Genomic DNA, 21,073 nt, shown 5'->3' with positions numbered 1-21,073 from the left:
TCGGGCCGGGCAGCGCTCGCGCGGCGCATTAGGCGGGATGGGACAAATCAGTGCAAGCTGGGGAAGGTCGAGCGGCGGAGGATTCGGGCCGAAGATCGGTCGGAGCATTCAGGGCGTCGTGAGAGACTGGTCTAGACAACCGTAAGAACCTGAAGGGCATCACCATGGCAGAGCGCCGCGTCAACGTCGGTTGGGCCGAGGGCCTGCACGCTCGTCCCGCCTCGATCTTCGTCCGTGCGACGACCGCTTCCGGCGTCCCGGTGACCATCGCGAAGTCCGGCGGCGACCCCGTCAACGCCGCCTCCATGCTGGCGGTTCTGGGCCTGGGCGCCCAGGGCGGCGAGGAGATCGTCCTCTCCTCCGAGGCCGAGGGTGCGGAGGTCGCACTGGACCGCCTCGCGAAGCTGGTCGCCGAGGGTCTCGAGGAGCTCCCCGAGACCGTCTGACCCTTCGGGTTCGACATCACGCGAAGCCGCGGCCCCGCACGCTCCGGGGGGCCGCGGCTTCGCCGTTTCCGTTCTTCCCGCCCCTCCGGTTCGACTTCCGTGGCGCGGGAATTCAGCTCCGCAGGATTTCGGCACGGCGGCACGAGGGAAATGGCGACACCGTGTCGCGGCGGAATTCACCCGCGCCGCAAATCCGGCCGCCCAGCTAATGCGCACCGGTCCGGAATTCAGGCAGCGGTGCGCGATACCGCCCTTTGTATACGCCTCCTGTTAATGCCGGCCGCTCGACATGTTTACGGCAGGTTGCGAAGTCCTCACCGCCGGCCGGAGCCGCGGCCGGTGGGCCGCCGCCGCCCGGTCGGCGTGGACCGCGGTCAGCGCCCGCGCCCGTTCGGCGTCCCCGCGCGCCACCGCGTCCACGATCGCGCCGTGCTCCGCCCAGGACTCCACGGGCCGGGCCGGTGCCTCCACCACGTACATCCAGGCGACCTTGTGCCGCATCTGGGTGAGAAGTGCGATCAGCCCCGGGCTGCCGGAGGCCTGCGCGAGCGTCTCGTGGAACCAGCCGCCCAGGGACCGCAGATCCTCCCCCTGACCCCGCCTGGCCCGCTCCTGCCCCAGCCTGGCCAGCCCGCGCAACACCTTGAGGTGCGCCTCGGTGCGCCGCCGGGCGGCCCTGGCGGCCGCCAGGGGCTCCAGCAGCATCCGCACCTCCAGCAGGTCCGTCGCCTCCTGCTCGGTCGGCTCGGCCACACAGGCCCCCGCATGGCGGCGCGTGGTCACGAACCCCTCCGACTCCAGGGTCCGCAGCGCCTCGCGGACCGGGACGCGCGAGACTCCGTACCGGCGGGCCAGCACCTCCTCGGTCAGCCGACTGCCCGGTTCGAACACCCCGGAGACGATGTCGTCGCGGATTGCTGTGCATACCGCGTGCGCGGGAATACGCAAGACCGAACCTCCGCCTATTTCCGACTGCCAGCCTCATTGCACGCACCTGCGCGCCCTGCGACTCTATTGCAGCACACGATAATTTCCGAGAGCGGCCGGAAATACGAAACATTTGCCCGGGAACGCAACACGAAGGCCCCGGCTCGGGGAGCCGGGGCCTTCGGTGAAGCGATGGTGCGGCGGTGCGTTGGGCGCGGGGACGGAATCAGAGGCTGACGCCGTGCGAGCGCAGGTACGCGACCGGGTCGATGTCCGAGCCGTAGGAGGCGCCGGTGCGGGCCTCGAAGTGCAGGTGCGGGCCACTGGAGTTGCCGGTGGAGCCCGACAGGCCGATCTGCTGGCCGGCGGCCACCTGCTGGCCGACGGAGACGCTCAGCGAGGAGAGGTGCCCGTACTGCGTGTACGTACCGTCGTGGTGCTTGATGACGACGTTGTTGCCGTACGCGCCACCCCAGCCGGCCTCGACGACGGTGCCGACGCCCACCGCGCGGACCGAGGTGCCGGAGGAGGCGTGGATGTCGATGCCGGTGTGGCTGCCGGAGGACCACATGCCGCCGCCCGCGTGGTACTGCGTGCTGACGTACGAGCCCTCGACCGGGGCGACGAAGGTGTTGAGGCGCTTGCGCTCCTCCTCGCGGGCGGCGCGCTCGGCGGCGTCGCGCTCGGCCTTCGCCTTGGCCTCGGCGAGGCGCTTGGCCTCGGCGGCCCGCTGCTTCGCCTCCGCCTCGGCCTGCGCCTTGGCGGCGGCCTCGTCGGCCGCGCGCTGCTGGGACTCGGCCTGGTCGGCGATGTCGCCCGCGAGGTCCTCGGCGACGACCACGGCGCCCAGCCCGTTGTCCTGGGCGGAGTTGCTGCTGTGGTTGTCCGCGGCGAAGGCCGGGGCGGCGAGGGAACCGACGACGCCGGTGGTGGCGAGTGCGGCGATGCCGGCGTAACCGGCGGTCTTGCGGCTCAGACGGCTGGAACCACGGTGCTTACCGGAACCAGCGGGACGACTGCCAAACGCCATGAAGGGTTTGATCCTTTCCTTCCTTCTCGCCTACCGGGTTAGCTGACGGGTTCGGAGCAGGAAGGTCTCCTACGGGCCTCCTCTTGCGAGGGGGTCCGATTCACCCCAGGGACTCATGTGGGTCCCCGGCTCCCCAGGCTCGCGCCTGACGGGGACTCGGCGATCGCTGTCCGGTGCCGCGGGTGCGGCGGGCACAACTGACGGACAGCACGGCCGACGCTAGGCGGATCATCAGTCAATCGCCAAACAGACACGCCTTTTTGTTGCGTACGCCACACCACATAAAAGCAACCTCACCACCAAACGGACAAAAGGGGCCCCGGCGGATAAACCGCCGGGGCCCCTTGCCGTTCACGCCGATGGGCCGTCAGTTGGCCATGGCCGCGCCGTCCGTTGGCCCATGGCCGCGCCGTCAGTTGCTGACGACCGTGACCTCACCGATCCCGAGGGCCCGCACGGGCTCCTCGATCTGCGCCGCGTCGCCCACCAGGACGGTGACCAGCCGGTCCGCCGGGAAGGCCTTCACGACCGCGGAAGTCGCCTCCACCGTGCCCGTTTCGGCGAGCCGCGCGTACAACTGCGCCTGGTAGTCGTCCGGCAGCTCCTGCTCGACCTGGTCGGCGAGGGTGCCGGCGACCGAGGCCGCCGTCTCGAACTTCAGCGGGGCCACGCCCACCAAGTTCTGTACGGCCACGTCGCGTTCGGCGTCGGTCAGACCGCCCTCCGCGAGGGTGCGCAGCACCTTCCAGAGGTCCTCCAGCGCCGGACCGGTGTTCGGGGTGTCCACCGAGCCGCTGATGGCGAGCATCGAGGCGCCCTTCCCGTCGGCGGTGGAGCGCAGCACCTGCCCGAAGGCGCGCACGCCGTAGGTGTACCCCTTCTCCTCGCGCAGCACCTTGTCCAGGCGGGAGGTGAGGGTGCCGCCCAGGCAGTACGTGCCCAGCACCTGGGCCGCCCACACCCGGTCGTGACGGTCCGGCCCGATCCGGCCGATCAGCAGCTGCGTCTGGACGGCGCCGGGCCGGTCCACGATGACCACGCGGCCGGTGTCGTCGGCGGTCACCGGCGGCACCGGAAGGGCCTCGGCGGTCCCGCCCGTCCACGCGCCCAGGGTGTCCGCCAGCACGGCGTCCAGGTCGATGCCGGTCAGGTCGCCGACGACCACCGCGGTGGCGGTGGCGGGGCGCACGTGGGCCTCGTAGAAGGCGCGTACGGCGGCGGAGTCGATCCGGGCGACCGTCTCCTCGGTGCCCTGGCGCGGCCGGGACATCCGCAGGGACGCCGGGAAGAGCTCCTTGGAGAGCTGCTTGGCGGCGCGGCGCTGCGGGTTGGCCAGCTCGTGCGGGATCTCGTCGAGCCGGTTGCGCACCAGCCGGTCGACCTCGGCGTCGGCGAAGGCGGGGGCGCGCAGCGCCTCGGCGAGCAGGCCCAGCGCCTTGGGCAGCCGGGAGGCCGGGACCTCCAGGGAGACCCGGATGCCCGGGTGGTCGGCGTGCGCGTCGAGGGTGGCGCCGCAGCGCTCCAGCTCCGCCGCGAACTCCTCGGCGGAGTGCTTGTCGGTGCCCTCGGAGAGAGCGCGCGCCATGATGGTCGCCACGCCGTCCAGGCCCTCGGGCTCGGCGTCGAGCGGGGCGGCGAGGTTGACCTCGACCGCGATCACCTGCTGGCCCGGCCGGTGGCAGCGCAGCAGGGTCAGTCCGTTGGACAGCTGCGCCCTGTCGGGGGCCGGGAAGGCCCACGGCTGCGGCTCGCCGGCCTGCGGGCGCGGGTGGAAGGTCATCGTGACGGCTGCGGTGTCGCTCACTGCTCCGCCCCTTCGTTCTCGTCGTGCCCGTCGGTCTCGTCGCTCTCATCGGACCCGTCCGCCGCGATCGGCTCGTAGACGAGCACCGCGCGGTTGTCCGGGCGCAGTCGGGCCGCGGCCACGGCCCGCACCTCGTCGGCGGTGATGTCGAGGACGCGCTGGACGGCGGTCAGCGCCAGCTGCGGGTCGCCGAACAGCACCGCGAAGCGGCACAGTTCGTCGGCGCGGCCGGCCACCGTGCTCAGCCGGTCCAGCCATTCGCGCTCCAGCTGCGCCTGGGCGCGCTCCATCTCCTCGGCCGTCGGGCCCTCGGCGGCGAACCGCGCGAGCTCCTCGTCCACGGCCGCCTCGATGGCGGGGACCTCGACCCCGCTGGAGATCTTGACGTCGAGCCAGCCCAGCGAGGGCGCCCCGGCCAGGCGCAGCATGCCGAAGCCCGCCGCGACGGCCGTCTGGTCGCGGCGTACCAGCCGGTTGTGCAGCAGCGAGGACTCGCCGCCGCCCAGGATGGTCAGCGCCACGTCGGCGGCGTCGCACTCGCGGGTGCCGTCGTGCGGCAGCCGGTAGGCGGCCATCAGCGCGCGCGCCGGGACCTCCTCGACGATCTCCTCGCGCAGCTGCTTACCCATGATGTCGGGCAGCGAGCCGTCGCGGGGCGGCTGCTTGCCGTCGTGCGCGGGAATGGTGCCGAAGTACTTCTCGACCCAGGCGAGCGTCTGCTCGGGGTCGATGTCGCCGACGACCGAGAGCACCGCGTTGTTGGGCGCGTAGTACGTACGGAAGAAGGCGCGCGCGTCCTCCAGGGAGGCGGCGTCGAGATCGGCCATGGAACCGATCGGAGTGTGGTGGTACGGGTGGCCCTCGGGGTACGCCAGGGCGGTGAGCTTCTCGAAGGCCGTGCCGTACGGGACGTTGTCGTACCGCTGGCGGCGTTCGTTCTTGACGACGTCGCGCTGGTTCTCCATGGATTCGTCGTCCAGGGCGGCCAGCAGGGACCCCATCCGGTCCGCCTCCAGCCACAGCGCGAGCTCCAGCTGGTGGGTCGGCATCGTCTCGAAGTAGTTGGTGCGCTCGAAGCTGGTGGTGCCGTTGAGGGAGCCGCCGGCGCCCTGGACCAGCTCGAAGTGCCCGTTGCCCGGTACGCTCGCCGACCCCTGGAACATCAGGTGCTCGAAGAGGTGAGCCAGGCCGGTACGCCCCTTGACTTCGTGGCGCGAGCCGACGTCGTACCAGAGGCAGACCGCGGCGACCGGGGTCAGGTGGTCCTCGGAGAGCACCACGCGCAGGCCGTTGGCCAGCCGGTGCTCGGTCGCTGTCAGGCCGCCGGAGCCGGCCTGCGCTGTGGCCGTGTGACCCATGGGCATGTGGTCCCTTCGATCGCGATGCAGAGATTTCTGTCAGACCTGCCACTGTATGCAAGCGCGTCGGCAGCCGGATAAGTTCCCGGGTCACTCCCCCGGGGTCGGAGTCGGCGTTGTCGGAGCCTCGGGCCACAATGGTCCGCGTCGTACCCAGCCGGACACCCGCAAGACCAGACCCAGCCAGACCAGCCAGACCCACACGACCCACAAGATCCACACGACCCAGCCCACAGCCAGCCACACACCCAGCACACCCCATTCTTGGTTAAGGAGCCGCGCAGCGATGGCCCGCCGCAGCACGAAGACCCCGCCGCCGGAGGATTTCGAGGAGAAGATCCTCGACATCGACGTCGTCGACGAAATGCAGGGCTCCTTCCTCGAGTACGCGTACTCGGTGATCTACTCCCGTGCCCTGCCCGACGCCCGGGACGGCATGAAGCCGGTGCACCGCCGCATCGTGTACCAGATGAACGAGATGGGTCTGCGCCCCGACCGCGGCTACGTGAAGTGCGCCCGTGTCGTCGGCGAGGTCATGGGCAAGCTCCACCCGCACGGTGACGCGTCGATCTACGACGCCCTCGTGCGCATGGCCCAGCCCTTCTCGATGCGGCTGCCGCTGGTCGACGGACACGGCAACTTCGGCTCGCTCGGCAACGACGACCCGCCCGCCGCGATGCGTTACACCGAGTGCAAGATGGCCGACGCCACGTCACTGATGACGGAGTCGATCGACGAGGACACCGTCGACTTCACCGCCAACTACGACGGCCAGGAGCGCGAGCCCGTCGCACTGCCCGCCGCCTACCCGAACCTGCTGGTCAACGGCGCGTCCGGAATCGCGGTCGGCATGGCGACCAACATGCCCCCGCACAACCTGGGCGAGGTCATCGCGGCCGCCCGGCACCTGATCCGCCACCCGCACGCGGACCTGGAGGCGCTGATGCGCTTCGTGCCGGGTCCCGACCTGCCCACGGGCGGCCGGATCGTCGGCCTCTCGGGGATCAAGGACGCGTACGAGAACGGCCGCGGCACCTTCAAGATCCGCGCGACGGTGGCCGTGGAGAACGTGACGGCGCGCCGCAAGGGCCTGGTCGTCACGGAACTGCCCTTCACGGTGGGCCCCGAGAAGGTCATCGCGAAGATCAAGGACCTGGTGGGCTCGAAGAAGCTCCAGGGCATCGCCGACGTCAAGGACCTCACCGACCGCTCGCACGGTCTGCGCCTGGTCATCGAGATCAAGAACGGCTTCCACCCGGAGGCCGTGCTGGAGCAGCTCTACAAGCTGACGCCGATGGAGGAGTCCTTCGGCATCAACAACGTCGCGCTGGTGGACGGGCAGCCGCTGACGCTGGGCCTCAAGGAGCTGCTGGAGGTCTACCTCGACCACCGCTTCGAGGTCGTCCGGCGGCGCAGCGAGTTCCGCCGCACCAAGCGCCGCGACCGGCTCCACCTCGTCGAGGGCCTGCTGGTGGCCCTCATCGACATCGACGAGGTCATCCGGCTCATCCGGGACAGCGAGAACTCCGCCCAGGCCAAGGCCCGGCTGATGGAACGGTTCTCGCTGAGCGAGATCCAGACCCAGTACATCCTGGACACCCCGCTGCGCCGGCTCACCAAGTTCGACCGCATCGAGCTGGAGTCCGAGCGCGACCGGCTGACCGGCGAGATCGACGAGCTGACCGGGATCCTGGAGTCCGACAGCGAGCTGCGCAAGCTGGTCTCCTCGGAACTGGCGGCGGTCGCGAAGAAGTTCGGCACCGAGCGCCGTACGGTCCTGCTGGAGTCGGCGGGCACCACGGTGGCGGCGGTTCCGCTGGAGGTCGCGGACGATCCCTGCCGGGTGCTGCTCTCGTCGACGGGCCTGCTCGCGCGGACCGTGACCGGCGAGCCGCTGGCGGAGGCCGACGGCAAGCGCGCCAAGCACGACCTGATCGTCTCGCAGGTCCTGGCGACGGCCCGGGCCGAGGTCGGCGTGGTGACGTCGGCGGGGCGCCTGCTGCGCCTGTCCGTGATCGACCTGCCACAGCTGCCGGACACGGCGGCCGCGCCGACCCTGGCGGGAGGCGCGCCCGTCACCGAGTTCCTCTCCACCCTGGAGCCGGACGAGAAGGTGATCTGCCTGATCTCGCTGGACGAGTCCTCGCAGGGGCTGGCGCTGGGCACCGAACAGGGCGTGGTCAAGCGCGTCGTGCCGGACTACCCGGCCAACAAGGACGAGCTGGAGGTCATCACCCTCAAGGACGGTGACCGGATCGTCGGCGCGGTCGAGCTGAGCACGGGCGAGGAGGACCTGGTCTTCATCACCGACGACGCCCAGCTGCTGCGCTACCCGGCGGCCCAGGTCCGCCCGCAGGGCCGCCCTGCGGGCGGCATGGCGGGCATCAAGCTCGCCGACGGAGCCAAGGTGATCCACTTCTCGGCGGTCGACCCCGGCCGGGACGCCATGGTGTTCACGGTGGCGGGCTCGCACGGAACCCTGGACGACTCGGTGCTGTCCGGGAAGCTGACCCCCTTCGACCAGTACCCGCGCAAGGGCCGTGCCACCGGTGGCGTGCGCTGCCAGCGGTTCCTGAAGGGCGAGGACGTGCTGGTGCTGGCCTGGGCCGGGAACGCCCCGGTCCGCGCGGCGGCGGCGAACGGCACTCCGGCCGAGCTGCCGCCCGTGGACCCGCGCCGGGACGGCTCGGGGGCGGCGCTGCCGTCGGCCGTCGCGGCCCTGGCGGGAGCCGCGCTGTAGGACGTACGACGACGTTCAGGTGGTACGCCCGACGGGGACGTCCCACCTGAACGGCGACTAGTGTTTTCCCTCTTGGCACTGGCGGGTGGGGGAGAACAGAGCTGATGAGTCGTCGCGCGGGCGGAGTGATCGGGGACTGGGCCGAGGCCCAGCGCCGGACGCAGCAGACGCAGTTGATCCAGCAGCGCCAGGCGGAGCGTCGGCGGCGGGAGCAGCAGGCCGCCGACCGGCAGCAGCGCGAGGCCGAGGCCCGGCGGCGTACGGAGCAGATCGAGGCGGAAGTCGCCGCCCTGCAGGGCCTGCTGGCCGCGGGGTGCCGGGCACCGGCGTTCCGGATGGCCGGGCTGGTCCGGTCCGAGCAGCTCGAAGCCTTCGACCCGGGCACGCTGGCGCACCCCGTGCCGATGCCGCAGCTGCACCAGTTCCAGCAGCAGAGCACGGGCTGGACGCTCGGCTCGAACCGGCGGGCGCAGGCGGAGCGCGAGGCACACGCCCGGTACACGCAGGCCTGGCAGGCCGCGCACGCCGCGGAGGCGCGACGACAGCAGCAGCTGGCGGCGTACCGGCAGCAGTACGACCGGTGGGCGGCGGAGCAGCTCGCCGGGATCCGGGCGCACAACAGCGGGCTCGCCGAGCTGGCCGTGGCGCTGCGCGCGGGCGACGCGGAGGCGGTGGTGGAGTACTTCTCGGCGGCCCTGTACGCCTCGACGGCCTGGCCCGAGGCGCTGCCGCGGCAGGTGGCGGCCGCGTACGACCCGGGGGCGCGCCAGCTGGTCCTGGACTGGGAGCTGCCGGGGTACGCGGTGGTGCCGGAGGCCAAGTCGGTGCGGTACGTGCCCAGTACGGGCCAGGACAAGGAGACGGCCCGACCGGCCACGCAGCGGCGGGCGCTGTACCGGGACCTGCTGGCGCAGTGCGTGCTGTTGGTGGTGCGGGAGCTGTACGCGGCGGACGAGTTCGGCGTGCTCGACTCGGTGGTGGTCAACGGCTTCGTGGACGCCCACGATCCGGTGACGGGCCTGGAGGCGCAACTCGTGCTGGCCACGGTGTCGGTGGCCCGGTCCCCCTTCGCGGGGCTGCGGCTGGAGCAGGTCAGCGCGGTGGACTGCCTGGTGGAGGGGTTGCGCGGGCAGCTCTCGGCGCGGCCCGACCAGCTGACCGCGGTACGTCCCGGCCGCAGGCCCGACGAGGTCGGCGGAGGGGTCGTCAGCCACGGCGGGCACACGGGCGGAGACCAGGACGAGCCCGACCTCTTCGCGATGGACCCGATCGACTTCGAGCGGCTCGTGGCGGACCTCTTCCGGGCGATGGGCATGGAGGCGGTGACCACGCAGCGGTCGGGCGACGGCGGTGTGGACATCGAGGCGCGCGACCCGGCCCCGCTGCGGGGCGGGCGGATCGTGGTGCAGGTCAAGCGCTACCGGCACCGGCTCAATCCCGACGTGGTGCGGGAGCTGTACGGCACGGTCCAGGCGACGGGCGCGAACAAGGGTGTGCTGGTCACCACCGCGTCCTTCGGAGCCGGGTCGTACGAGTTCGCCGAGGGCAAGCCGCTGGAGTTGGTGCCCGGCGTCAAGCTCGTGGAACTGCTGCACGAGTACGGGCTGCGCGGCCGCCTGGGCGGCGGCCCGGCGGCCGGGGTCCCGGCGCAGCGGACGACGGGGCCCGGCCGCTCCGCCCGGTCCGCCCGGTCCGCTGAGCACAACGTGCTCGGGATGTCCTGGTCGGGCCCGGTCGCGCTCGACGTGTGCGCGCTGGTCTGCACGGGCAACCGGGTGCTGAGCGAGGACCACTTCGTCTTCTTCAACAACCCGCGCACCCCGGACGGTTCGGTACGGGCGCGCGCGCACGCGGCCCCGGACAAGGCCGCGGTGGAGGTCGCCTTCGAAGCCCTGCCGCAGGAGGCCGACCGCCTGGTCCTGGTCGCCGCGGTCGACCCGGAGGCCGATCCGCACGCCGACCTGGCCGGTTTCACGGACGCCCGGATCCGGCTCCTGGACGCGGCGGGCGCTGAGGCCGGGCAGCTCGAGGTCTCCGACGGCCGGGCCGGTGAGACGGCGCTGGTGCTGGGCTCCTTCCGGCGCCGGGCGAACGGCGACTGGGACTTCGTGGTCGGCGGCAAGGGCTACCGGGGCGGGCTGGAGGATCTGCTGCGGGAGTACGGGGTCGAGGTCGCCTAGGCGTCGAGGCCCTCGGGGTCGCGGTCCGCGGGCTCGGGGGCGAGCTCGGGCGCCGCGGGCTGGGCCACGTACCGCAGCACGCCCCACATGCTCTCGGGGCGCGCGTCCTCGGGGGACTCCTCGCGGCATCGCGCCAGCTCCCGCAGGAGTTCCGCGCCGTCTGTGCCGGAGCCGATCAGGACCAGCCGCGTCAGGCGCGCTTCGCCCCGCCCCCAGGGCTGCGGGGCGAAGCGGAGGAAGCGGCCGACCGCGTGGACCTCGTAGCGTTCCTCGTGCCCGGGGACGCCGAAGTAGACGAAGCCCTTGATCCGGTAGAGTCCGGCCGGGCGGCGGTCGAGGAAGTCGATGAACCGGCGCGGGGACAGGGCCTGGTCGGAGGTGAACTCCGTGCTCTCGTAGGCCGCGTGTGCGTGGGTGCGGTGGTCATGGCCGTCGGCCTCCCGGAGCAGGTCCTCGAAGGAGAGCTGCCCCCGGGTCTCGGTCCAGGGCCGGCGGTCGAAGAGCAGTTCCGGATCGATCCGCCCGTGGTCGGCGCCCACGACCGGGATGCCGGGGGCGCAGAGCGCGGCGAGCTCCTTCTCGATCCGGGCCCGTTCGCCGGCGTCGACCCGGTCGGTCTTGTTGAGCACCACCAGGTCCGCGACGGCGAGGTGCCGGTCGGTCTCCGGGTGCCTGGCGCGGGTCGCGTCGAATTCGGCCGCGTCCACGACCTCCACCATTCCGCCGTACCGGATGGCGGGATTCTCGCTGGCCATGAGCATCCGGATCATCTCCTGGGGCTCGGCCAGCCCGCTCGCCTCGATGACGATCACGTCGATCCGGTGGGCGGGAGCGGAGAGCTTCTCCAGGTACGTGTCCAGCTCGCTGCCGTCGACCGCGCAGCACAGGCAGCCGCCGCCGAGGGAGACCATCGAGTCCCCGACCTGGCCGGCCACCGACATCGCGTCGACCTCGATCGATCCGAAGTCGTTGACGACGACCCCGATCCGGGTGCCCCCGCGGCTGGCGAGGAGGTGGTTCAGCACGGTGGTCTTGCCGGATCCGAGGAAACCGGCGAGGACGACGACGGGGATGGGCTGCCTGCTGTTCACCCGGCGATCGTAGCCAGGCTCCGTCAGTCGAGGAGCGGCACCGGCTGGGGCGGCGTGGGGCCGGTGTACCGGGCGGCCGGGCGGATGATCTTCGAATCGGCGGCCTGCTCCAGGACGTTCGCGCTCCAGCCGACCACCCGCGCGGCGCAGAAGGTCGGGGTGAACATCTCGCGCGGCAGCCCGCACAGCTCCATGACCACGCCCGCGTAGAACTCCACGTTGGTGTGCAGCTCCCGGCCCGGCTTCAGTTCGGCGAGGATCTCCTCGACCTGGCGCTCGACCTCGACGGCGAAGTCCACGAGCGGTCCGCCGAACTGGACGGCGATGTCCCTCAGCATGCGCGAGCGGGGGTCCTCGGTGCGGTAGACGGGGTGGCCGAAGCCCATGATCCGGTCGCCCGCCAGGACCCGTTCGCGGATCCACGGCCCGATCCGGTCCACGGTGCCGATGGCGTCGAGGGTGTCCAGGGCCCTGCTGGGGGCGCCGCCGTGCAGCGGTCCGGAGAGCGCGCCGATCGCCCCGGTCAGGCAGGCCGCGACGTCGGCGCCGGTGGAGGCGATCACGCGGGCGGTGAAGGTCGAGGCGTTGAAGCCGTGGTCCACGGTGGATATCAGGTACCGCTCGACCGCGCGGGCCACGACCGGGTCGGGCTCCTGGCCGGTCAGCATGTAGAGGTAATTGGCGGCGTACGGGAGGTCGTCGCGCGGTTCCACCGGCTCCAGACCCTGTCCCAGCCGGTGCAGGGCGGTCAGCAGGGTCGGTACGGCGGCGCAGGCGGCCAGCGCGTCGGCGGCCCGGCGGCCGGGGTCCAGGTCGTACACCGGGCGGAAGCCGGCGGCAGCGCCGAGCAGCGAGAGCGCGGTGCGCAGCCCGGCGAGCGGGCCGGAGAGCCGGCTGGCCCGGGCCAGGCCCGGCAGGGCGTCCCGTACCTCCTCGGGCAGCCGGCGCAGCGGGGCGATCTCGGCGGCGAAGGCGGCCCGCTCGGCGGCGTCCGCGGGCAGTGCGCCGCGGAACATCAGGTGCCACACGTCTTCGAAGCTGCGGCCGGCGGCGAGCTCGACGGCGGAGTACTGGCGGTAGTGGTAGAAGCCCTCACGGCCCCGGACGTCGCCCAGCTCGGTTTCGGTGACCACCACTCCCGCGAGGCCGCGGGGTCCGTCGACGGTGCTGTCGTTGGTTTTCATGGATCGACCATCCATGATGGATTGAATCCTTGTCAATATTGATTGAATCAACATCTCTGTCCATCTGTAGGGTATGCGTCATGAGCGATCAGAGCGACCAGAGAGACGCCGGGCGCAGGCTCAGCACCCTGGAGGCGGCGCGGGTACTCGGGGTGAAACCGGCGACGGTGTACGCGTACGTCAGCCGGGGCCAGCTCGCCAGCCGCCGTGATCCGGCCGGGCGCGGCAGCACCTTCGACGCGGCCGAGGTGGAGGCGCTGGCCGCGCGCAGCCGGCGCGAGGCGGCGGCCCCCGCCGGGGAACTGGCCGTCCGCACGGCGCTCACCCTCATCGAGCCCGACCGGTACTGCTTCCGGGGCGTGGACGCCGTGGCGCTGGCCTCGCGGTACCGCTACGAGGAGGTCGCCGAGTGGCTCTGGACGGGGACCGTCGCGCACGGGGCCCGGTTCACCGCTCCGCCGCAGGCGCTGGCGGCGGCCCGGCGGGCGGTGGCGGCACTGCCGGAACACAGCGGTCCCATCGACCGGCTGCGGGTGGCGGTCGCCGCCGCCGCGGTGGCGGATCCGCTGCGCTTCGACCTGTCCGAGGAGGCGGTACTCGGCTCCGCGCGCTGTCTGATTCCCACGCTGGTCGGCGCGCTGCCCGCGGTGGGCCCGGCCCAGTGGGCCGGGGACGGCCGGATCGCCCGGAACCTCTGGTCGCGGTTGACGGCGCGGGAGCCGGACCCGGACGCGCTGGCCGTGCTGGACCTCGCGCTGGCACTGCTGGTCGACCACGATCTGGCCGCCTCGACCCTGGCCGTACGGGTGGCCGCTTCGGCGCGGGCCCATCCGTACGCGGCGGTCTCGGCCGGGCTCGGCGCCCTCGAAGGTCCGCTCCACGGCGCGGCCGGGCGGCTCGCGCACCGGATGCTGGTGGAGGTACTGGAACAGGGCGGGGCCGCGCCGGTGGTGGCGGAGTACCTGCGGGCGGGCCGCCGGGTCCCGGGGCTGGGCCACCGGCTCTACCAGGGCGAGGACCCGCGGGCGCGGGCGCTCTTCGCCCGGCTGGAAGGACTGGAGCAGGCCGGTCCCGCCCTGCGTGCGGCGCGCGAGGTGGCCGCGGTGATGGCTCGCCAGGGCGGGCTGCACCCCAATGTGGACCTGGCGCTGGCGGTGCTGACGGTGTCGTGCGGGATGGCGCCCGAGGCCGGGGAGACGGTCTTCGCGGTGGCCCGTACGGCGGGCTGGATCGCGCACGCCCTGGAGGAGTACCAGGAGCGGCCGCTGCGCATGCGGCCGAGCGGTCAGTACCACGGCCCCCGCCCGCCCCAGCCGATGCCGTAAGGGGCCGGACCGGCCCCGTCACTCCCGGTGGACCGGAGTGGGGTATCCGACAAGCCGGGCGAAAACATTCCGCTTGTGCCCGGGCCGACCTACCGTTGCTGCCCATGCGGTTCCCCCTCATGAGCGCTCGGCGGCTCGGGCTGCCCAGACGGGCCGTCTCCCAGATCCTCCTGACCCAGCTGGCCATCGCCGCCGGGGTCCTCTTCCTGGCCACCGGACTGTTCCTCGCACCGCTGAGCGCGCAGCTCGACGACCAGGCCATGCGGCGGGCCCTGGCCATCGCGCAGAGCGCCGCGGCCGACCCCTCGCTGGCCGCCGGCCTCCTGGACTCCGGGCCCTCGGCGGACAGCCCGGTACAGGCCTCGGCCGAGCGGATCCGCCGGGCCACCGGCGCCGAGTACGTGGTCGTCCTCGACCTGGACGGCATCCGCCGCTCGCACCCCAGCCCCGACCGGATCGGGCTGCCCGTCTCCACGGACCCGAGCGACGCCCTGGCGGGCCGCGAGGTCATGGAGATCGACGAGGGCACCCTGGGCCGCTCCGCCCGCGGCAAGGTCCCGCTCCTCGCGGCCGACGGCGAGATCGTCGGCGCCGTCTCGGTCGGCATCGCCTACGACAGCGTCCGCGACCGGCTGCTCGGTGCCATCCCCGGCCTGCTCGCCTACGCGGGCGGCGCCCTGGCGGCGGGCGCCCTCGCCGCTTATCTGCTGTCCCGCAGGATCCAGCGCCAGACCCGGGACCTGGCCTTCTCCGACATCGCCGGCCTGCTCGCCGAGCGCGAGGCGATGCTGCACTCCATCCGCGAAGGCGTGATCGCCCTCGCCCCGGACGGCCGGGTCCGGCTGGTCAACGACGAGGCCGCCCGCCTGCTGGGCCTCACACCGGACTCCACCGCCGCCCTCACGGGACGCCCGCTGGACGAGGTACTCGGTGCGGGCCGCACCGCCGACGTCCTGTCGGGCCGCGTCGCCGGCCAGGACCTGCTCACCGTCCAGGGCCCCCGCGTGCTGGTCGCCAACCGGATGCCCACCGAGGACGGCGGCGCCGTCGCCACCCTGCGCGACCGCACCGAGCTGGAACACCTGGGCCGCGAGCTCGACTCCACCCGGGGCCTCATCGATGCCCTGCGCGCCCAGGACCACGAGCACGCCAACCGCCTCCACACCCTCCTCGGCCTCCTGGAGCTGGGCCTGCACGAGGAGGCGGTGGAGTTCGTGACGGAGGTCGTCGGGGTGCACCGTACGACCGCCGAACAGGTCACCGAGAAGGTCCACGACCCGCTGCTGGCCGCCCTTCTGGTGGGCAAGGCGACCGTCGCGGCCGAGCGCGGCGTCCCCCTGCGCCTGGCCGGGAACACCCTCCTCCCCGACCGCCTGGTGGACCCGGGCGGCCTCGTCACGATCGTCGGCAATCTGGTGGACAACGCCCTGGACGCCGCCGCCGGTTCGACGTCGCCCCTGGTCGAAGTGGAGCTGCGCGCGCAGGGCCGTACCGCCGTGCTGCGGGTGCGCGACAGCGGCCCCGGGGTACCTGCCGCGCGCCGCGAGGAGATCTTCACGGAGGGCTGGTCGACCAAGCAGCCCAGGGCCCACCGCGAGCGCGGGCTGGGCCTCGCCCTCGTACGCCGCCTCGCGGAGCGGCAGGGCGGCAGCGCCCGGGCCGGTGAAGCAGCGGACGGAGGGGCGGAGTTCTCCGTCGTACTCCCGGAGGCCCTGCGATGAACGAGACCCCGATCCACGTATTGGTCGTCGACGACGACATGCGTGTTGCCCGGATCAACGCGGCGTACGTGGCGAAGGTTCCCGGTTTCCGGGTGACGGCGCAGGCCCATTCGGCGGCCGAGGCCCTGGAGTTCCTCACCGCGCATCCGGTGGACCTCGTCCTCCTGGACCACTACCTCCCCGACGAGAACGGCCTGGACCTGGTCCGCCGGCTGCGCCAGCTCGGCCACAGCACCGATGTGATCATGGTCACCGCCGCCCGCGACCTCGCCACCGTCCAGGCCGCCATGCGCCTCGGCGCCCTCCAGTACCTGGTCAAACCCTTCACCTTCGCCGGGCTGCGCACCCGGCTGGAGGCGTACGGATCCCTGCGCCGCGCCCTGAACACGGGCGGGGAGGCCGAACAGGCCGAGGTGGACCGGATCTTCGGCGCCCTCGCCGCCGCGGGTCCTGTGAACGAGCTCCCCAAGGGCCACTCTCCCACCACCGCGGAACTGGTCCGCCAGGTCCTGCGCTCCGCCGACGGCCCCTTGTCCACCCAGCAGATCGCCGACCGCGCGGGCATCAGCCGCCAGACCGCCCAGCGCTACCTGAAGCTCCTCGAACGCACCGCCCGCGTCACCCTGGCGCTGCGTTACGGCGAGACCGGCCGCCCGGAGCACCGCTACACCTGGCTCCCGTCGGAGGGGCCTGCCTGACAGGCTCAGACCGCTCCGGCGCCGGTCAGGGAGCGGACCTCGGTCTCCGCGTGCTTCGCCTCGTCCGGCTCCTCGCGGGAGGTGACCGTGCCCAGCCAGCCCGCCAGGAAGCCCAGCGGAATCGAGACGATCCCCGGGTTCTGGAGCGGGAAGTACTGGAAGTCCACTCCCGGGAAGAGCGACTCCGCGCTGCCCGAGACCACCGGCGAGACCAGTACCAGCAGCACCGCCGGCACCAGGCCGCCGTACACGGACCAGATGGCTCCGCGCGTGGTGAAGCCCCGCCAGAAGAGCGAGTACAGCAGCACCGGCAGATTGGCCGAGGCCGCCACCGCGAAGGCCAGCCCCACCAGGAAGGCCACGTTGAGGTTCTGGGCGAGCAGCCCGAGGGCGATCGCCACCGCCCCGATGCCCACCGCCGCCACCCGGGCCACCGAGACCTCGCTGCGCTGCCTGGCGCGGCGGCGCTTGAGGGAGGCGTACAGGTCGTGGGCGACGGAGGCCGAGGAGGCCAGGGTGATCCCGGCCACCACCGCCAGGATGGTGGCGAAGGCGATGGCGGCGACGAAGGCGAACAGCACCGCGCCCCCGGTGGATCCGGCGCCCCCGCCGAGGAAGGCCGCGAGCAGCGGAACGGCCGTGTTCCCGGAGGCGTTGGAGGCCCGTACCGCGTCCGGGCCCACGAGCGCGGCCGCCCCGAAGCCGAGCACGATGGTCATCAGGTAGAAGCCGCCGATCAGCGCGATCGCCCACACCACCGAGCGGCGGGCCGCCCGCGCGGTGGGCACGGTGTAGAAGCGCGACAGGATGTGCGGCAGCCCGGCGGTCCCGAGGACCAGCGCGAGGCCGAGGCTGATGAAGTCGAAGCGGGCGGTCCAGTCCCCGCCGTACTTGAGGCCTGGGCTCAGGAATCCGAGCCCGTGCCCGCTGCGGTCGGCGGCGCTGGTGAGCAACTGGTCGACGTTCCCGTGGAAGCGCAGCAGCACGAGCACGGTCAGGGTGATCGCCCCGCCCATCAGCAGCACGGCCTTCACGATCTGGATCCACGTGGTGGCCCGCATCCCGCCGAAGGACACGTAGACCACCATCAGCGCGCCCACCCCGACCACGGCCAGGGTCCGGGCCGAGGCGCTCGGACTCCCGAGCAGCAGGCCGACCAGGCTGCCGGCGCCGACCATCTGCGCGACGAGGTAGAGCACGGAGACGACGACCGAGGAGGTGCCGGCCGCGATCCGTACCGGACGCTCGCTCATGCGGGCGGCGACCACGTCGGCGAGGGTGAAGCGCCCGCAGTTGCGGACCAGTTCGGCGACGAGGAACAGCACCACCAGCCAGGCGACGAGGAAGCCCACCGAGTAGAGCATGCCGTCGTAGCCGAAGAGCGCGATCAGGCCGGAGATTCCGAGGAACGAGGCGGCGGACATGTAGTCGCCCGCGATGGCGAAACCGTTCTCCATGGGCGAGAACAACCGCCCGCCCGCGTAGAACTCCTCGGCCGACCCGTGCCGGTTGCGGCTGACCCAGGTGGTGATGCCCAGGGTGACCGCGATGAAGACGCTGAACAGGATCAGCGCGAGGGCCTGGTGCTCGGTGGTCACCGGCCGGCCCCCCTCGCCCGGGTCCGCTCCTGGTCGCGTTCCTGCTCGAAGACGGTCCAGCGCAGGTCGAGCGCCGCCCGGTCCCGGCGCAGCCGCGCGTGCCGGGCGTACGCCCAGGTCAGCAGGAAGGTGCTGAGGAACTGGCCGAGCCCCGCGAGCATGGCCACGTTGACCGCGCCCGCCACGGGCCGGGCCATCAGCCCGGGCGCGGCGGTGGCGGCGACCACGTAGGCGACGTACCAGAGGAAGAAGCCGGCGGTCGCGGGAACGACGAACCCGCGGTAGCGGCTGCGGACCTCCTGGAAGGCGGCGCTGCGCTGCACTTCGAGGTAGATGTCGGATGCGCCGGGCGCGGGGAGGCCGCCGGGCGCCGGGCGCGGCGGGGAGGTTTCCGTACCCTCGCCCCAGCCGACGGCCAGCGCGTCGTACCAGGGGTCGTCCAGCCGGATCGTTCCGGCATCACGACCTTCGTGCTTGTCCACCGAACTCTCCTTGTCCGCCGCCGCATTGGCTGCGTGCTCACAAGGATGTGCGGAATGGACGCTTCCGGACTGGTGTCCCGGCGCTCTTCACTCCAACAGGTGATGGAGCGAAGAGCGCCGGTATGCCGTGGCGCCACGTCGGTGTCAGCCGGCGCCGGCCACCGGTACCACGGGTACCACCGGCGCCACCCGGGATCAGGCGTCGATGCGCGAGCGGTCCAGGGTCGCCGCGGAGCTCGTGATGAACTCCTTGCGCGGGGCCACCTCATTGCCCATGAGCAGGTCGAAGACCTGCTCGGCCGAGTCCAGGTCGCCGATGTTGATCCGGCGCAGGGTGCGGAAGCGGGGGTCCATGGTGGTCTCCGCCAGCTGGTCCGCGTCCATCTCGCCGAGGCCCTTGTAACGCTGGATCGAGTCCTTGTACCGGATGTTCTTGCGCTGGTACTCCAAAAGGGTCTGGCGCAGCTCGTTGTCCGAATACGTGTAGACGTACTTGTCCTGGCCCTTCTTCGGCTGGACCAGCTCGATCCGGTGCAGCGGCGGCACGGCCGCGAAGACCCGGCCGGCTTCGACCATCGGCCGCATGTACCGCTGGAAGAGCGTGAGCAGCAGGCAGCGGATGTGCGCGCCGTCCACATCGGCGTCGACGAGGAGCACGATCTTGCCGTAGCGGGCGGCGTCGATGTCGAAGGTCCGGCCCGAGCCGGCTCCTATGACCTGGATGATCGCCCCGCACTCGGCGTTCTTGAGCATGTCCGAGATCGAGGACTTCTGGACGTTGAGGATCTTGCCGCGGATGGGCAGGAGCGCCTGGAATTCGGAGTTCCGGGCGAGCTTCGCGGTGCCGAGGGCGGAGTCCCCCTCGACGATGAAGAGCTCGCTGCGCTCCACGTCGTCGCTGCGGCAGTCGGCCAGCTTGGCGGGGAGCGAGGAGGTCTCCAGCGCGGTCTTGCGGCGCTGCGCCTCCTTGTGCTGACGGGCCGCGATCCGGGTCCGGGCGGCCGCGACGATCTTCTCCATCACGGCGCGGGCCTGCTGCTTGTCGTCGCGCTTGGTGGAGGTCAGGAAGGCCTTGAGCTCCTTGGCGACCACGGCGGCGACGATCCGGGTGGCCGCCGAGGTGCCGAGCACCTCCTTGGTCTGGCCCTCGAACTGCGGCTCGGCGAGGCGGACGGTGACGACGGCCGTCATGCCCTCCATCGCGTCGTCCTTGACCACGTCGTCCTCGGCGACGCGCAGCAGCTTGGCCGAGCGCAGCACCTCGTTCACGGTCTTGGTGACCGAGCGTTCGAATCCGGAGACGTGGGTGCCGCCCTTGGGAGTGGCGATGATGTTCACGAAGGACTTGACGTTGGTCTCGTACCCCGTGCCCCAGCGCAGGGCGATGTCCACGCCGAGCTCGCGGGTGACCTCGGTGGGGGTCATGTGGCCGCGGTCGTCGAGGACCGGGACGGTCTCCTTGAAGGTGCCCGTGCCGGTCAGGCGCAGCACGTCGCAGACGGCCTTGTCCTGGGTGAGGTACTCGCAGAATTCGCTGATGCCGCCGTCGAAGCGGAAGCTCTCCTCGGTCTTGCCCGCGCCGTCGATGCCCCGCTCGTCGCGGACGACCAGGGTCAGGCCGGGGACGAGGAAGGCGGTCTGGCGGGCCCGCTGGTAGAGCGTCTCCAGATTGAGCCGGGCGTCCTTGAGGAAGATCTGGCGGTCGGCCCAGTAGCGGACCCTGGTGCCCGTGCGTCCCTTGGGCACCCGCTTGACCTTGCGCAGGCCGTTGGCGGGGTCGAAGGGACTGTCGGCGCCCTGCTCGGTGAACATCCCGGGGACGCCGCGGCGGAAGCTGATGGCGTGGGTCGCGCTGTTGCGGTCGACCTCGACGTCCAGACGGGCGGAGAGGGCGTTGACCACGGAGGCGCCGACGCCGTGCAGGCCGCCGGAGGCCGCGTACGAGCCGCCGCCGAACTTGCCGCCGGCGTGCAGCTTGGTCATGACGACCTCGACGCCGGACAGGCCGGTCTTGGGCTCGACGTCCACGGGAATGCCGCGGCCGTTGTCCCGGACCTCGACGGAGGCGTCCTCGTGGAGGATCACCTCGATGTGGTCGCAGTAGCCGCCCAGGGCCTCATCGACGGAATTGTCGATGATCTCCCAGAGGCAGTGCATGAGGCCCCGGCTGTCGGTCGAGCCGATATACATGCCGGGGCGCTTGCGGACGGCCTCCAGCCCTTCGAGGACGAGCAGGTGCCGCGCGGTGTAGTTGGAACCGTCCCGGTCTGCTCCGGACAGCAGCGCGCTGGAAGGCACGGACGTGTCGGCGGTCACGCAGTTCGCTCCTCGCTGAATTTCTTTTCCGGCCCGGTCGGGCTCAGAGGTGGCTCGGGTGCCGGTCGAAGGGTACCGAGGCCAGGTAGAGCCGATGCAACGCCACCCTCGCCCCTTCCTCAGCCTAGTCCAGATCCGCACGGATGTTCGATCCCCCGGGCGGGTGAAGGAAA

15 protein-coding genes and 1 riboswitch are annotated in these 21,073 nt (G+C 72.0%); of the genes, 6 read left to right on the top strand and 9 right to left on the bottom strand.

Going from position 1 to position 21,073, the window contains the following annotated elements:
- The first annotated feature begins 164 nt into the window (after nucleotides 1–164).
- Nucleotides 165–446 carry an HPr family phosphocarrier protein gene (locus ACZ4TV_RS17200; protein WP_468135399.1) on the top strand — a complete coding sequence of 94 codons (282 nt, stop codon included), beginning with the start codon at nucleotides 165–167 and terminating at the stop codon, nucleotides 444–446.
- 270 nt (nucleotides 447–716) lie between these two features.
- Here ACZ4TV_RS17200 and ACZ4TV_RS17195 read toward each other — a convergent pair whose 3' ends face one another.
- From ACZ4TV_RS17195 to ACZ4TV_RS17180, 4 genes are all read right to left on the bottom strand, one after another.
- The gene (locus tag ACZ4TV_RS17195) at nucleotides 717–1,394 is read right to left on the bottom strand and encodes a GntR family transcriptional regulator (RefSeq protein ID WP_468135397.1); all 678 of its coding nucleotides are present in this window, start codon (nucleotides 1,392–1,394) and stop codon (nucleotides 717–719) included.
- A gap of 205 nt (nucleotides 1,395–1,599) precedes the next feature.
- Nucleotides 1,600–2,403 (bottom strand): M23 family metallopeptidase, encoded by an 804-nt coding sequence (locus tag ACZ4TV_RS17190; RefSeq protein WP_468135395.1) that lies wholly within the window; start codon nucleotides 2,401–2,403, stop codon nucleotides 1,600–1,602.
- 13 nt (nucleotides 2,404–2,416) lie between these two features.
- Nucleotides 2,417–2,575, bottom strand: a riboswitch (cyclic di-AMP (ydaO/yuaA leader).
- A gap of 240 nt (nucleotides 2,576–2,815) precedes the next feature.
- Nucleotides 2,816–4,183: a M16 family metallopeptidase gene (locus tag ACZ4TV_RS17185; RefSeq protein ID WP_468135523.1), complete on the bottom strand. Its 1,368-nt coding sequence runs from the start codon at nucleotides 4,181–4,183 to the stop codon at nucleotides 2,816–2,818.
- Nucleotides 4,184–4,203: 20 nt separating this feature from the next.
- A complete protein-coding gene (locus ACZ4TV_RS17180) occupies nucleotides 4,204–5,571 on the bottom strand; it encodes a M16 family metallopeptidase (protein ID WP_468135393.1) in 1,368 nt (455 codons plus the stop codon).
- Nucleotides 5,572–5,851: 280 nt separating this feature from the next.
- Between ACZ4TV_RS17180 and ACZ4TV_RS17175 the strand changes: the two genes are divergently transcribed.
- Nucleotides 5,852–8,305 carry a DNA gyrase/topoisomerase IV subunit A gene (locus tag ACZ4TV_RS17175; RefSeq protein ID WP_468135391.1) on the top strand — a complete coding sequence of 818 codons (2,454 nt, stop codon included), beginning with the start codon at nucleotides 5,852–5,854 and terminating at the stop codon, nucleotides 8,303–8,305.
- Between the two features lie 104 nt (nucleotides 8,306–8,409).
- The gene (locus ACZ4TV_RS17170) at nucleotides 8,410–10,485 is read left to right on the top strand and encodes a restriction endonuclease (RefSeq protein ID WP_468135389.1); all 2,076 of its coding nucleotides are present in this window, start codon (nucleotides 8,410–8,412) and stop codon (nucleotides 10,483–10,485) included.
- On the opposite strand, the gene ACZ4TV_RS17165 is transcribed toward ACZ4TV_RS17170, so the two are convergent.
- Together ACZ4TV_RS17165 and ACZ4TV_RS17160 are read right to left on the bottom strand one after the other, a co-directional pair.
- A complete protein-coding gene (locus ACZ4TV_RS17165; RefSeq protein WP_468135387.1) occupies nucleotides 10,482–11,576 on the bottom strand; it encodes a CobW family GTP-binding protein in 1,095 nt (364 codons plus the stop codon). The genes ACZ4TV_RS17170 and ACZ4TV_RS17165 overlap by 4 nt on opposite strands.
- A 23-nt stretch (nucleotides 11,577–11,599) precedes the next feature.
- Entirely contained in the window at nucleotides 11,600–12,775 is a 1,176-nt protein-coding gene (locus ACZ4TV_RS17160) for a citrate synthase (protein WP_468135385.1), read from the bottom strand.
- 65 nt (nucleotides 12,776–12,840) lie between these two features.
- Between ACZ4TV_RS17160 and ACZ4TV_RS17155 the strand changes: the two genes are divergently transcribed.
- The 3 genes from ACZ4TV_RS17155 (at nucleotide 12,841) to ACZ4TV_RS17145 (ending at nucleotide 16,504) form a co-directional block, all read left to right on the top strand.
- The gene (locus tag ACZ4TV_RS17155) at nucleotides 12,841–14,085 is read left to right on the top strand and encodes a citrate synthase (protein ID WP_468135383.1); all 1,245 of its coding nucleotides are present in this window, start codon (nucleotides 12,841–12,843) and stop codon (nucleotides 14,083–14,085) included.
- A gap of 104 nt (nucleotides 14,086–14,189) precedes the next feature.
- A complete protein-coding gene (locus ACZ4TV_RS17150; RefSeq protein WP_468135381.1) occupies nucleotides 14,190–15,806 on the top strand; it encodes a sensor histidine kinase in 1,617 nt (538 codons plus the stop codon).
- Nucleotides 15,803–16,504: a response regulator gene (locus ACZ4TV_RS17145; RefSeq protein ID WP_468135379.1), complete on the top strand. Its 702-nt coding sequence runs from the start codon at nucleotides 15,803–15,805 to the stop codon at nucleotides 16,502–16,504. The genes ACZ4TV_RS17150 and ACZ4TV_RS17145 overlap by 4 nt, the downstream gene beginning before the upstream one ends.
- 5 nt (nucleotides 16,505–16,509) lie before the next feature.
- Here ACZ4TV_RS17145 and ACZ4TV_RS17140 read toward each other — a convergent pair whose 3' ends face one another.
- The 3 genes from ACZ4TV_RS17140 to ACZ4TV_RS17130 all read right to left on the bottom strand — a co-directional run bounded on the left by ACZ4TV_RS17140 (nucleotide 16,510) and on the right by ACZ4TV_RS17130 (nucleotide 20,900).
- On the bottom strand, nucleotides 16,510–18,102 hold the full coding sequence (locus ACZ4TV_RS17140; protein ID WP_468135377.1) for a solute symporter family protein: 1,593 nt from the start codon (nucleotides 18,100–18,102) through the stop codon (nucleotides 16,510–16,512).
- A complete protein-coding gene (locus ACZ4TV_RS17135; protein WP_468135375.1) occupies nucleotides 18,099–18,584 on the bottom strand; it encodes a DUF485 domain-containing protein in 486 nt (161 codons plus the stop codon). The genes ACZ4TV_RS17140 and ACZ4TV_RS17135 overlap by 4 nt, the downstream gene beginning before the upstream one ends.
- A 195-nt stretch (nucleotides 18,585–18,779) precedes the next feature.
- Complete coding sequence (locus tag ACZ4TV_RS17130; RefSeq protein WP_468135373.1) at nucleotides 18,780–20,900, bottom strand: DNA gyrase/topoisomerase IV subunit B; 2,121 nt, start codon at nucleotides 20,898–20,900, stop codon at nucleotides 18,780–18,782.
- Nucleotides 20,901–21,073 lie beyond the last annotated feature (173 nt).

The sequence above is a fragment of the Streptomyces sp. NPDC028910 genome (assembly GCF_055564955.1).
Note: the sequence above shows the minus strand (reverse complement) of the source record. Positions and strands in the feature narration are given on the sequence as shown.

Bases quoted from the DNA above. Each gene is read 5' to 3' on its own strand.
- ACZ4TV_RS17175 (WP_468135391.1), top strand. From the start codon at position 5,852: ATGGCCCGCCGCAGCACGAAGACCCCGCCGCCGGAGGATTTCGAGGAG.
- ACZ4TV_RS17190 (WP_468135395.1), bottom strand. From the start codon at position 2,403: ATGGCGTTTGGCAGTCGTCCCGCTGGTTCCGGTAAGCACCGTGGTTCC.
- ACZ4TV_RS17200 (WP_468135399.1), top strand. From the start codon at position 165: ATGGCAGAGCGCCGCGTCAACGTCGGTTGGGCCGAGGGCCTGCACGCT.
- ACZ4TV_RS17185 (WP_468135523.1), bottom strand. From the start codon at position 4,183: ATGACCTTCCACCCGCGCCCGCAGGCCGGCGAGCCGCAGCCGTGGGCC.
- ACZ4TV_RS17160 (WP_468135385.1), bottom strand. From the start codon at position 12,775: ATGGATGGTCGATCCATGAAAACCAACGACAGCACCGTCGACGGACCC.
- ACZ4TV_RS17150 (WP_468135381.1), top strand. From the start codon at position 14,190: ATGCGGTTCCCCCTCATGAGCGCTCGGCGGCTCGGGCTGCCCAGACGG.
- ACZ4TV_RS17155 (WP_468135383.1), top strand. From the start codon at position 12,841: ATGAGCGATCAGAGCGACCAGAGAGACGCCGGGCGCAGGCTCAGCACC.
- ACZ4TV_RS17180 (WP_468135393.1), bottom strand. From the start codon at position 5,571: ATGCCCATGGGTCACACGGCCACAGCGCAGGCCGGCTCCGGCGGCCTG.
- ACZ4TV_RS17145 (WP_468135379.1), top strand. From the start codon at position 15,803: ATGAACGAGACCCCGATCCACGTATTGGTCGTCGACGACGACATGCGT.
- ACZ4TV_RS17170 (WP_468135389.1), top strand. From the start codon at position 8,410: ATGAGTCGTCGCGCGGGCGGAGTGATCGGGGACTGGGCCGAGGCCCAG.